The 12,650-nt window shown below is 40.8% G+C and carries 12 protein-coding genes; 7 read left to right on the top strand and 5 right to left on the bottom strand.

Annotated features, from left to right (window positions below):
- Positions 1-6 precede the first annotated feature (6 nt).
- Complete coding sequence (locus WG989_RS06450; RefSeq protein ID WP_340428143.1) at positions 7-894, bottom strand: ABC transporter ATP-binding protein; 888 nt, start codon at positions 892-894, stop codon at positions 7-9.
- 145 nt (positions 895-1,039) lie between these two features.
- On the opposite strand from WG989_RS06450, the gene WG989_RS06455 reads away from it, so the two are divergent.
- Positions 1,040-2,071: a 2-oxoacid:ferredoxin oxidoreductase subunit beta gene (locus WG989_RS06455; protein ID WP_340428144.1), complete on the top strand. Its 1,032-nt coding sequence runs from the start codon at positions 1,040-1,042 to the stop codon at positions 2,069-2,071.
- A 126-nt stretch (positions 2,072-2,197) separates the two neighbouring features.
- Positions 2,198-3,244: a 3-oxoacyl-ACP synthase III family protein gene (locus tag WG989_RS06460; RefSeq protein ID WP_340428145.1), complete on the top strand. Its 1,047-nt coding sequence runs from the start codon at positions 2,198-2,200 to the stop codon at positions 3,242-3,244.
- Between the two features lie 29 nt (positions 3,245-3,273).
- Here the strand turns inward: WG989_RS06460 and WG989_RS06465 are convergent, their stop codons facing one another.
- A complete protein-coding gene (locus WG989_RS06465; protein WP_340428146.1) occupies positions 3,274-3,588 on the bottom strand; it encodes a hypothetical protein in 315 nt (104 codons plus the stop codon).
- A gap of 193 nt (positions 3,589-3,781) precedes the next feature.
- Between WG989_RS06465 and WG989_RS06470 the strand changes: the two genes are divergently transcribed.
- A complete protein-coding gene (locus WG989_RS06470) occupies positions 3,782-4,213 on the top strand; it encodes a hypothetical protein (protein WP_340428147.1) in 432 nt (143 codons plus the stop codon).
- A 46-nt stretch (positions 4,214-4,259) separates the two neighbouring features.
- Entirely contained in the window at positions 4,260-5,150 is an 891-nt protein-coding gene (locus WG989_RS06475) for a diacylglycerol/lipid kinase family protein (RefSeq protein WP_340428148.1), read from the top strand.
- Here WG989_RS06475 and WG989_RS06480 read toward each other — a convergent pair.
- Genes WG989_RS06480 through WG989_RS06490 form a run of 3 tightly spaced genes read right to left on the bottom strand, consistent with a single transcriptional unit; the run spans position 5,129 to position 10,243 of the window.
- Positions 5,129-7,387, bottom strand: a complete 2,259-nt coding sequence (locus WG989_RS06480) for a hypothetical protein (protein ID WP_340428150.1) — start codon at positions 7,385-7,387, stop codon at positions 5,129-5,131. The two genes, WG989_RS06475 and WG989_RS06480, sit on opposite strands and share 22 nt — an antisense overlap.
- A gap of 59 nt (positions 7,388-7,446) precedes the next feature.
- Positions 7,447-8,511 (bottom strand): COX15/CtaA family protein, encoded by a 1,065-nt coding sequence (locus tag WG989_RS06485; protein WP_340428151.1) that lies wholly within the window; start codon positions 8,509-8,511, stop codon positions 7,447-7,449.
- Between the two features lie 37 nt (positions 8,512-8,548).
- Complete coding sequence (locus WG989_RS06490; protein ID WP_340428152.1) at positions 8,549-10,243, bottom strand: FAD-dependent oxidoreductase; 1,695 nt, start codon at positions 10,241-10,243, stop codon at positions 8,549-8,551.
- A gap of 299 nt (positions 10,244-10,542) precedes the next feature.
- Here WG989_RS06490 and sqr point away from each other — a divergent pair, with 299 nt between their 5' ends.
- Genes sqr through WG989_RS06505 form a run of 3 tightly spaced genes read left to right on the top strand, consistent with a single transcriptional unit; the run spans position 10,543 to position 12,615 of the window.
- On the top strand, positions 10,543-11,778 hold the full coding sequence (gene sqr / locus WG989_RS06495; RefSeq protein WP_340428153.1) for a type III sulfide quinone reductase, selenoprotein subtype: 1,236 nt from the start codon (positions 10,543-10,545) through the stop codon (positions 11,776-11,778).
- A 25-nt stretch (positions 11,779-11,803) separates the two neighbouring features.
- Entirely contained in the window at positions 11,804-12,112 is a 309-nt protein-coding gene (locus WG989_RS06500) for a TusE/DsrC/DsvC family sulfur relay protein (protein WP_340428154.1), read from the top strand.
- A 20-nt stretch (positions 12,113-12,132) separates the two neighbouring features.
- Positions 12,133-12,615 carry a DsrE/DsrF/DrsH-like family protein gene (locus WG989_RS06505; protein WP_340428155.1) on the top strand — a complete coding sequence of 161 codons (483 nt, stop codon included), beginning with the start codon at positions 12,133-12,135 and terminating at the stop codon, positions 12,613-12,615.
- The last annotated feature ends 35 nt before the right edge of the window (positions 12,616-12,650 follow it).

Consider the following 12,650-nt stretch of genomic DNA (forward strand, 5'->3'; position numbering starts at 1 on the left):
AGATGATTAAAGTGTAACTACATCCATGCGATTGGATATCTGGTGGAAATACACATCTTCCAACGTTGGAGGAGTTGGCATAAAACCATTACCCGGATCGGTTTCGCTACAAATACGTACGCTTAACTGACCACTTTTCATCTGTACAGAAACAACTTCGTACTGTTGCCTTAGTTCTTCAACAGCAGTTTTATCTACAGATTTTACAAATATTCTTCCCTGCATTTCATTGACAGCTTCATCAGGGTTATCATGTCGCAACACTTCACCATTGCAGATGATCGCAAAATCACTGCACAAGGTTTTTACATCTTCAACGATGTGGGTAGAAAGAATAACAATTGTGTTTGTGCCTAATTCACTTAATAAGTTATAAAAACGGTTTCGTTCTGCAGGATCAAGGCCGGCAGTAGGCTCATCAACAATAATGAGTTTGGGGTTGCCAAGCAAAGCCTGTGCAATACCAAACCGTTGTTTCATGCCGCCTGAAAACGTGCCCAGATTTTTTTTACGCTCTGTATATAAGTTCACCCGGCTCAACAAAGCCGTCACAGTATCTTTTCTTTCCTTGCCATTACTAATACCTTTTAGCCGTGCAATATGATCGAGCATTTGTTCTGCAGTTATTCTCGGATACACGCCAAACTCCTGCGGCAGGTAGCCAAGAATTTTTCGTACGGCGGCTTTTTCCTTTAGCACATCCAGATCGTCGAGGAAAACACTACCACTGTCAGCTTCCTGAAGCGTAGCAATGGTTCGCATGAGTGATGATTTTCCTGCACCGTTGGGACCGAGCAAACCAAACATTCCCTGCGGAATCGATAAGTTTACATTTTTCAGGGCCTGCACCCCGTTGCTATACGTTTTGGTGAGATTGCTGACTGTAAGCTGCATGGCGGTTGATTTTGGTACAATAAGGTAATGTCTAATTCTAAAAAATCAAAGCATTCCAAACCGGTATTTTACAAATGCGGAATATTCATTTGCGTCTTCAGCCGTTGTTTTGTCATAATCAGTAACTTTGAAGCAATACAATTCTATGAGCGACGTAATAACAGCCCCTGCCCTATCCGCAAAGGATTTTGCAACCGACCAGGAAGTACGCTGGTGCCCTGGTTGTGGTGATTATTCCATTTTGGCACAGGTACAAAAAGTGATGCCAACCTTGGGTATTCCCAAAGAGAATATTGTAATTGTAAGTGGTATTGGCTGCAGCAGCCGGTTCCCTTATTATATGAACACATATGGCATGCACTCGATCCATGGCCGTGCAACAGCCGTTGCCAGCGGGTTGAAAGCAGCCCGACCGGATTTGAGTGTGTGGATCGTTACCGGCGATGGTGATGGATTGAGTATTGGTGGCAACCACACCATTCATTTGCTCCGCAGAAACTTCGACGTAAATATTCTGTTGTTCAACAACCAGATCTATGGTTTAACCAAAGGACAATATTCACCTACATCTGAAGAACGAAAAGTAACAAAGAGCACACCGTTTGGAAGTATCGATCATCCATTTAATCCATTGGCATTGGCGATGGGTGCTGATGCAACATTTATTGCACGCAGTATGGATCGTGATCCGAAACATTTGCAGGAAGCACTGATCCGCAGCCAGAAACACAAAGGCGCTTCATTTCTTGAGATCTATCAAAACTGTAACATCTTTAACGATGGTGCATTTGAAGTGTTTACTGAAAAAGCAAGTAAGCCGGAAGAAACATTGTTTCTTACTCACGGCGAACCACTTGTATTTGGTGCAGCAAAGAATAAAGGGATTAAACTCGATGGCTTTAAACCGGTAGTGGTGAATCTTGAGGAAGGACAAAGTAAAGATGATCTGTGGATCCATGATGAAAATGATTTTTACAAAGCACAGATATTGGTACGCATGTTTGATGATCCACGGAATGTTGGTCATTTGCCAAGGCCGTTCGGTGTGTTTTATGAAACAGAAAGAGCCTGCTATGAAGAAGTAATGACGTTGCAGATTGATGAAGTGATTGCTACAAAAGGCAAAGGCAATCTCGACAAACTACTTCGTGGTAATGAAGTATGGGAAATTATGTAACAATTGAAATCAAGAATAGAAAAGGAGGTATTGCCTCCTTTTTTTATGTAAGCTTGAATGGTATCGTTTGAAACAGTTACAATTCGTTTCTATTGCCTAACTTTCTCTTCCAAATGTTTGCGCCATATGACCAGAAGTAAAATTGCCGGCATCGGTATGTATGTTCCATCGCATGTTGTTACGAATAATGATCTCACAAAATACATGGATACCAACGACGAATGGATCCAGGAACGAACCGGCATCAAGGAAAGAAGATATGCGCACAGAACTGAGGAGACAACCACTACCATGGGTGTGGAAGCTGCCAAAGTTGCCATTGAACGTGCAGGCATTACTCCGCAGGATATCGACTTTATAGTGTTTGCAACCTTAAGCCCTGATTATTACTTTCCGGGTTGCGGTGTTTTGTTGCAACGGGCGATGAAAATGAAACAGGTGGGTGCATTGGATGTACGTAATCAATGCAGTGGTTTTGTGTATGCTGTTTCGGTTGCCGATCAGTTTATAAAAAGCGGCATGTATAAAAATATTTTAGTGGTGGGCGCAGAGAAACATTCGTTCGGACTAGACTTCAGTACACGTGGGCGCAATGTAAGTGTGATCTTTGGCGATGGCGCAGGCGCTGTTGTTTTACAGCCAACAACTGATGAGAACCGGGGAATTCTCAGTACGCATTTGCATAGTGATGGAAATGATGCCGAAATTCTGGCTATGTATAATCCCGGAACGCATGCCAACCATTGGAAAGAAGGACTGGCAAGTTTTAATGAAGCTGAGTTGGCAGATATGTTCATGAGTCATGAAATGATTGATAATGCTGAGCTATTTCCAAATATGGATGGTCCGGCAGTATTCAAAACAGCGGTGGTAAAATTTCCGGAAGTGATCATGGAAGCGTTGACAACAAACGGATATCAACCTGCTGACTTAGCAATGTTGATCCCGCACCAGGCAAACCTTCGCATTGCACAGTTCGTGCAACAAAAATTAAAATTGCGTGACGATCAGGTATATAACAATATTCAGAAGTACGGAAATACAACAGCCGCATCGGTACCCATTGCTTTATGTGAAGCATGGGAGCAGGGAAAAATAAAAGACGGTGATCTTGTTTGCCTCGCAGCTTTTGGCAGCGGATTTACCTGGGCGAGTGCGCTCTTGAAATGGTAACCTCAGGTCTATCTAGCAGCATGAAAACTTTAGAAACTGAAGTATGCTACAACAGCATTTATGCCTGCATCAGTGGCTTCTCTTGTAACCAAGACGTAGTTGTTAAACGTAAGTACAACGGCCAGAATGATGATAATGGCTGAATGTGTTTGTTTACGGCCAAGTAATGGTGTAAACCTATCAGAGTAGTTGATTGCAGCGAGGTAAATAAACAACAGTGATTGAACGATGAGGAAGAATTGCTGATCTTTGTCAAACTCATGAATCAGCAATTGAGCAACGAAAATGAAAGCAGCAACTGTAAGTAATACCGAAAGTGTCATTCTTATATTGTATTGTTTCATATTCAGCTGTAAGTTTCGGCAAAAGTAAGGGAACGGGGGCAAAGGAGTATTTAAACCTGTATTAAGAACCGATGAACATTCGGTTTGTGGAATAGAAGAACTCGTTCTGCTTCTTATTCATTAACAGAATATGGATACTTTCAGTAATGCATAAGCGAAGTTGCTGTAATTCACGATCAAACAACGTAACAATATGAAAAAACAAATTCTTTCTTTCATGCTGCTGCTCGTAAGTATGCAAGGATTCAGTCAGGTCAATAACGATTCAATGCGGCTGCAATACAACCAGAAAACAATGCGCCTCGGCGGCCGTATTACAATGAATGGATTTTTGGTAGAAAACACAACGGTGCAAAACCTGATGCTGATATCTCCCGATGCTACAAACTATTACAAACAGTATATCAAGAGCAAGCGAGTATCAACCATACTTCCGTTGTTTGGAACAGCGGCAGTGATCAGCGGAATTCTCGTAGCACAAAAAAACCGAACACCCGGGTATATTATGGTGCTGAGTGGTAATAGTATTAATCTTATCGGCTCATTGTTCAGGCGTAAAGCATCTATTAAACTGCAGGATGCCATCTGGCATTATAACCGGGATATTCTTTTCCCAAAACGGTAAAGGTTTTTTGTTTCATTAATCTTTTCAATATTAGTTTTGCGACGCTATGCAGCGTCGCTTTATTTTTTTATTCAACCCCAGGGCAGGTGTGCAAAAAGGGAAGCCCTTGCAACAACTCATCAGCGAACGTTGTGCAACGGCTGCCGTACACTTCAGTATTGAACATAGTCGTGCTGATGCAGACTATTCTTCACTACGTGAAAAAATAATTGCTGATGCAGTAACCGATGTTGTAATAGCAGGTGGCGATGGAACTATCAGTACAATTATTGCAGCCATCAGAGACTTACCCGTAAACATCGGTATCATACCAAGAGGTTCGGGGAATGGATTGGCATTTGCTGCCGGTATTCCGAAAGATCCCGACAAGGCATTGGATATTATTTTCAACGGCACAGCACAACCTGTGGATGCGTTTCTCATCAACAAACATTTTTCCTGCATGCTCAGCGGAATTGGTTTTGATGCACAGGTTGCACATGATTTTGATCGACAGGAAAAAAGAGGATTTTGGAAGTATGCACAACTTACGCTGAAGAATTTGGCAGGTATCAAAACGTATGCATTCAATCTCAAAGCAAACGACATTGATTTAAATTTGGACGCCTACTTCATCAGTATTGCCAACAGCAACCAGTTTGGAAATCAATTTACCATTGCACCGAAGGCGAGTTTGCAGGACGGCATGCTGGATATTGTAGCAGTTGAAAAAACAAACTTGTTGTTTGTATTGCTGCGTGTATTGTGGCATATCCGCTTTGGAACATTTACAAACGATTTTGGAAAGCGAAAGGGCATCACATATTTTCAAACAGATCATTTGCTGATTGAGAATAAAGAAGCTGCCCCCTTTCATATTGATGGTGATGGAAAACAAACGGCAGCAGCATTTGAAGTACAAATAATTCCTGCTGCTTATTCTTTATTAATGCCCTGAGCTAATTTTCCCGGTTGAAGAATATCTTCCAAACTCATTAATGAACGAACGGACTGTTCATTAGTGGAATCCTGCACGGCTGCTGCAATATCTTTCTTTTCTCTTGTGGTTAAATGAAAACTGAGTGCAGCTCCTTTCTTACTGTCCTTCGGTTGATACATGAATGAAAAGCGATATAACGGAAATGAATACCGTGAATAGCTGATCATACTTTCCTGCATATAATCCTGCACTTTGTAAAAATTATTCTGCAGCGTGGTAACAGGCTTGTATAAAATATCTCCGATACCCGGCTCCGTCAAGTCATCATTCCATTCACCTTTTTTCCGATCACGTATCTGAATAAATACCACGCCTGATGTATTGGCTTTGATCCATTCCGCAAACACATGCAGAAAACGTAAAGTAATTTCCTGTCCGTAATTATCACGAAGACCGGCATCCATTACATCCACAATCGGTTTGGTAGGTAACCAAACATTGGGTAACACGTATGGGAATGTTGCATTCATACGAAGTGCTGTAAGAATGCGGAGATTGTAAGGATCAAGATCTTTAAAGAAAGCAGTGTAGTCGATGGCATCAGGTTCAGCAATAATTCCTTTTGTACTATCGTGTTGCGGTCGCATCAAAAAACTAATGGGCTGACTGCAGATCATCAGTTTCCTGCCATCCTGCGAAACAGTAGAACTGAAAATACCTAACGGGATCTTTGCCGTAAACTCATCTTCTTTATAATCTTTCAACTGATCTTGGAGAATATTACCGGTATTATAATTTAACTGTTGCTCAAAAGCATAGCCTCTGTCTTTTACAAAGCGGTAGGGCCCAACCGAAAATTTTTGTGCAGGTGTAATCAGATCTCTGGTTACATACGCCGAGAAAATAGGATTGAGTAAATCTCTAGAAATATCACCCGCAATTTTATCATTCGAAAAATCAACTGTTTTTCCTTTTTGTTGCTGACGGTATAACTCCCGGTAATACGTTAAACCCAACATGCCTCCCGATGCACCGGAAAACAAAAATGTTTTCTTCATCAACTCACCATTCATAGCACTATCAAGCCGGCAAAGCATGTTTACAGTAAATGTGGCAGAACGGTTGCCACCACCACTCACATTCAAAACATACAGGAGTGGTTTTTCAACTCCTTGTTTTTGTTTCCAGTTTTCAAGTACTTTGATCATTTGCATACTGTCGTTCTGCATTTGTTCAGTAGTGCAAAGCCGTAGCATATTCGCCAATGAATAGGCAGGACGTTTGTTGCGATCTTCATAGTTCAATCCAAATGCTTTATTCCGAATATCAATATACTCATACTGGAATAAGGTATGAAAGACGAATATCAGCAAGATAAAAACAGGAATACTCCATGTGTCGAGCCAATACACCAACGCACCTGCAGCTGCTATAAGAATTGAAAAGAAGACAAAAATGCTTGCAGCTGCCGGCAATTGAAATGAAGGAAGATCGAGAAAAAGACCATAGATCATCAACGTAAGAAAAGCAAGGATAATGGCCAGCACAGCAGAAAAGTGATGACGTTTAAAAATTACATCCAATAGCAAATGACTGTAATGTGCTACGTTCCTGGTTTTTTTATACGTAAAAAAGTTTGTGAGAAAATAATTGACAGAGATCACCGGTTCGTGTGCATCTTTCACCGGAACCGGCTTGTATTTTTCCATGAACTGTTGCGGATTGCTCAACACGGGATGCATATCCCGCATGATCGCTTTTTCCGATCCAAAGAAATACAGCATGGAGAAAAGAAGAAAAATCACAAGCCCTGCAATAAAGCCAAACATGATCAACAGAATATCTCCATCGGCCATTAATTCTTTGTATTTACCAAACCGTACAACCTGGATAAAATAATTAATGATGAAAAGAACAGGAATGCCTGCGTTGTTGATACAATATTTTAAAAATGGTTTGGAAGTAGTAGCCAGAAACTTGAAGTAGTTACTGAAGAGGATAAACGTAGTGATATTCCAGCTCATTAAAAAACCACCGAACGCAGCGCCAACAAATAATGCACTGAAAAAATTTACTTCGCCCAGGTATTCAGGTGAAAGAAATAATGAATCAGCACCATAATTGTTCATAAAGCTACCGCTTACGGCACTGCTCAACAGTATCCAGAATAACAGCAACAGCTGATATTTCCGGAAATGCAGAAAGATCAATTGAACAGGGAATGAATACCATATGCCAAGCAGGTATTTCTTCATGGGACAGAAGTTACGTAAAAGAAAACAATTTACGTAAGAACGCTGCTTGGATGTAAATGTTATGCCACTTGTTTTCGGCGTACCAGGTAAAGTACCCAGATAAAGCTGAGCAATAAGAACATACCCACCAGTTGATGTAGTTGCGCCATCCACTCAAACAAACCCCAGCGGTTGGGAATAATTTGTGGTGATGTAAGTACTGAAGCAATACCTAATACTACCTGCAGAACTACCAGGAACAAAGGAAGAAAACGTGTTACCTGAAACAGATCGGAGCCTTTTACTTTGGCAGCTTTATAATACCAAACAATAACGAGTGCAGTAAGTAAGTATGCAAGACCACGATGTACAAAATGAATGGTGATTTTGTTCTCAATAAAGTTGATGAGCCACGGTGAATCTTTAAATAATGCAGCAGGAATCCATTCGGTGTTGATCATGGGCCACGATGGTGCAGCGGTGGCTGCTTTATGTCCGGCCATCAATGCACCAAACATTAATTGTACAACCAGCAAAACCAATAGCCACAATGTAAAGCTGTTGATAGCACGGTTATGTGTGATCTGTTCTTTTTTTACACGCAGCTGCAATGCAAACCAAAAAGTATAACAAAGTAAACCCATTGCTAAAATAAAATGGAGTGCCAGTCTTGTGGGTTTTACATACACGGCATCTCCAACTAAACCACTTGCTACCATGATCCAACCAACAGCACCTTGTAATCCGCCGAGCAAAAACAAGATGAGCAACGGTTTGATCATCTCCTGTTTAAAATACCTGCGTACTAAAAAGTAAATAAAACCAACTGCAAACACCATTCCCATCACACGTGCCCATAAACGATGGAACCATTCCCAAAAGAAAATGAATTTAAAATCGCTGAGTGTAAAATCAGTATTGAGTAATTGGTATTGCGGTGTTCCTTTATACTTTGCAAATTCTTCCAGCCACTTTGTTTCATTCAACGGTGGCAAGGTGCCCGTTACAACTTCCCACTCGGTAATACTTAAACCGCTACCTGTTAAACGGGTAATACCGCCTAGTAAGATCTGAATAATTAACATGAACACGCCGAAGAGTAACCAGTTGGCAACGGCTTTTTGCGAAGTGGAAGTTTGCGTCATAACGTTGGCAAAGGTAGGCGAGGAACAGTTCTCATTTTTATTGATGAACAAGAAAATCCTGTGGCTTACTGATTAGCTTGCTTTGTTCGTTAGTACATGATTTCCACAAATAATATCCGCCGGAAAGATTGGCTACATTGTTGTATCCATTCTGACGGAGTATACGTTGCGCCAGGTAGCCACGTAAACCTGCTTCGCAATAGATATAAATTGGCTTGTTCTTAGGAATTTCACTTAACCTGTTTCTTAATTCATCAACAGGCAGATTGATTGCTCCGGGAATATTACCTGCTTCAAACTCATCTTTGCGGCGAACATCAATCAACAGATCAGCTGGTTTTTGTTGTTCAATTTCATTCCAATAAAACACACGCAACCGATCCAATAAAATATTCTCCGCAACAAAACCAGCCATGTTCACCGGGTCTTTGGCTGATGAATAGGGAGGTGCATACGCATGTTCAAACTCTATCAAGTCGTAAATTGTTTTTCCTTGTTTGATAAATGATGCAAATACATCGAGGCGTTTATCAACACCATCGTAACCTGCAATTTGTGCACTGAGTAAGCGTCCTTCATTTGGTGTAAACGCAAGTTGTATAGTCATTTGTTTGGATCCGGGATAATAACCTGCATGTGATCCGCTATGTGTGGTGGAAACAATATGTTCAATGCCTGCAGCAGTTAAATGTTTTGATGCAGTACCGGTTGTACCCACCGTCTTATCGAATACTTTTACAATTGCCGTATTGATTGAACCTTTGTAGGAGCGAACATTACCAAGCACCACATTATCGGCGCAGATGCGTCCTTGTTTGTTAGCCGGGCCTGCGAGGTAAGTGATCATCGGTTGATGTGTAATAGGATTTTCAAATTCAATTGCATCACCCACTGCATAAATATCCGGATCGGATGTTTGCAGAAATTCATTTACCCAAATACCTTTTGCCAGTCCGATTTTTAAGTTGGCCATTGCTGCGAGTCTTGTATCGGGACGAACACCAATAGAAAGCAGCACCACATCGGCAATCAATACTTCGCCATTATTCAATGTCACTTCAATTCTTTCGCCCACTTTTGTAAAGCCGGTAACGGCTGTGTTCAAACGAAGTTGTACTTTTTTTGAACGGATGTGTTGCTGCACAAACGAAGCAATGGGATAATCAACAGGAGCCATTACCTGGTTGATCATTTCAACAACGGTTACATCCAAACCAAGCTCATAAAAGTTTTCTGCCATTTCCAATCCAATAAAGCCGGCACCAATGATCACTGCACGGGTTACCTGCTTTTGCTGAACATACGCTTTAATATAATCAGTGTCTCGTACATTGCGTAAGGTGAAAATACCTTCGATTCCAATGCCGGGTAAAGGTGGACGAACAGGTTCTGCTCCGGGTGAAAGAATCAGTTTGTCGTACGTTTCTTCATATATCTCGCCGGTCAACTGTTTAACCGCAGTAATGGTTTTGGCTGATGGGTTAATAGCAGTTACTTCTGTTTGTACACGCACATCAATATTGAAGCGTTGATTGAAAGCGGCTGCTGTTTGTACAAAGAGTTTGTTTCGGTCTTTGATCACATCGCCGATATAGTATGGCAGTCCACAATTGGCAAACGAAATGTATTCACCTTTTTCAAAGATGATGATCTCGGCATGTTCATCTAATCTTCTGATTCTTGCTGCTGTACTGGCTCCGCCTGCAACGGCACCTACAATGATGTACTTCATTCTTTACTTTTTATACTTTTTTAATGAGTCAAAAGTAGAGCAAGCAGTAAGTGCAACTTGTGATTTTAATCATATGAAGTCCTGTTATTGGAAAGGCCTTGTTATGTGTTAAAAATCACATAGAACAGGGGTTTCAGAAGTTTTTGTTGTGACAAAAATCACACAACAGCAAGCATATAAACGGTTCTGCATTTTTTCTTGATAAGGATCATTTTACATACGCATAGTGGTCATTAAACAATAACTGTTGCTGATCGACTTTTACTGCGTCATAAATCACACAACAAAACAATCAGCAAATGAAAAATTTAGTTATACTCGGAGCCGGCACTGCAGGTACCATGATGGCCAATCATCTGCATCATGAATTAAAACAACCCGATTGGCAGATTACGATTATCGATGAGCGCAATGAACATCACTATCAACCTGGTTATCTTTTTCTCCCGTTTGATATTTATACACCCGATGATATTGTTAAAACAATAGAAGAGTTTATTCCAAATGATGTAACACTGCTGAAACGTAAAATTGAACGCATTGTTCCTACCGAAAATAAAATTCAATTGAAAGATGGTGCTGAATTAAATTATGATATTCTCATTGTTGCTACAGGTGCAAAAATTGCACCCGAAGAAACAGAAGGCATGGGAGGAAAGGAGTGGCAGAAATCTGTTTTCGATTTCTACACATTTGAAGGTGCGTTGGCATTACGTAATAAATTGAGAGATTGGGAAGGAGGTAAACTGGTGGTGCATATCACCGAAATGCCGATCAAATGCCCGGTTGCACCGTTGGAATTTGCCTTCCTGGCTGATTCTTTCTTTAAGCATAAGCACATGCGTGATAAAGTAGAGATCACCTATGTAACTCCGTTAAGCGGTGCGTTTACAAAACCTAAAGCAACAGAAGCACTGGAACATTTGCTGCATGAAAAAGGAATCAACATTGAAAGTGATTTTGCAATTGAGCATGTAGATAACGAAAACAAAACCATTGTTGACTATGGCGGCAGAGAAATTCCGTTTGATATTCTTGTTACAGTTCCTACAAACAAAGGTGATGCGTTGATGGAACGTTCAGGCATGGGCGATGATCTCAACTATGTACCAACTCATAAAGCAACCCTCCAATCGAAAGACTATGCGAATGTATTTGTAATTGGTGACGCAAGTAATATACCTGCATCAAAGGCAGGATCGGTTGCACACTTTGAAGCGGAGATCTTAACAGAAAATATTCTTCGCTATGTAAAAGACGAGCCATTGAAAGAAGAATTTGATGGACATGCGAATTGCTTTATTGAAACAGGTGGAGGGAAAGCGTTATTGATCGATTTCAACTATACGCATGAACCGGTAGAAGGAAGTTTTCCTTTTGCAGGAATTGGTCCGTTGCGTTTGTTGAAAGAAAGCCGCATGAACCACATGGGTAAACTCGCCTTTCGCTGGATCTATTGGAATGTATTACTCAAAGGAACACATATTCCGTTTGTATCAGCAACCATGAGCGAAAGCGGAAAAAATTATAACTAAATCATTCACTAATTAAATACATGTTATGGAAAAGACAATAGCAGGTAAAACAATTGCCGTTAACGAAGAAGGTTATTTAACTGATTTCAGCCAATGGGATGAGAGTGTTGGAAAGGAATTAGCAACCGAAGCCAACATTGATCTTACGCCCCGCCATTGGGAAGTGCTGAAATATCTGCAAAAGGAACAGCAGAACCAGATTGCACTCAGCATCAGGCGTGTGGGTAAAAGTGGCGTAGTGGATATTAAAGAGTTCTATTCTTTGTTCCCCAATGCACCATTGAAAACCTCTACCAAAATTGCGGGTATCCCCAAGCCTGCCAGTTGTATTTAAACAATTTCAATTTGTCAATCATGAATGAAGATAAAGGCAAAATAAAAAAGATGATGATCATCTTATCAAAAGCATCATTGGAAAATGTATATGCTGCTTTTGTATTAGCTAATGGAGCACGTATGGAAGGAATTGAATCAGAGTTATTCTTTACCTTTTTTGGATTGGAAGCGATCAATAAAAAGAAAATGGATAGTCTGCATATTGCTACAGTTGGCAACCCTGCTATGCATATGCCCACCATGATTGGCGGGCTCCCCGGTATGGAAGCATTGGCAACAACCATGATGAAGAAAGAAATGGAAAAAGTAGATATGCCGGAGATTCCTGAATTCCTCGATATCCTCTATGCATCAGGAGTAAAAATGTGGGCCTGCAAACTTGCGTTTGATATGTTCCATTACAAAGAAGAAGACTTATACGAAGGCGTTGATGATATTATAACCGTTGGTGATTTTTATAAACGCAGCGAAGGCGAAGGCGTTCACATGCTGTTTATATAGCTGGCGAACGTAGTTGTTTTGTTTAATTGGAGCGG

This window comes from Lacibacter sp. H407 (assembly GCF_037892605.1).
Lineage (GTDB): Bacteria > Bacteroidota > Bacteroidia > Chitinophagales > Chitinophagaceae > Lacibacter.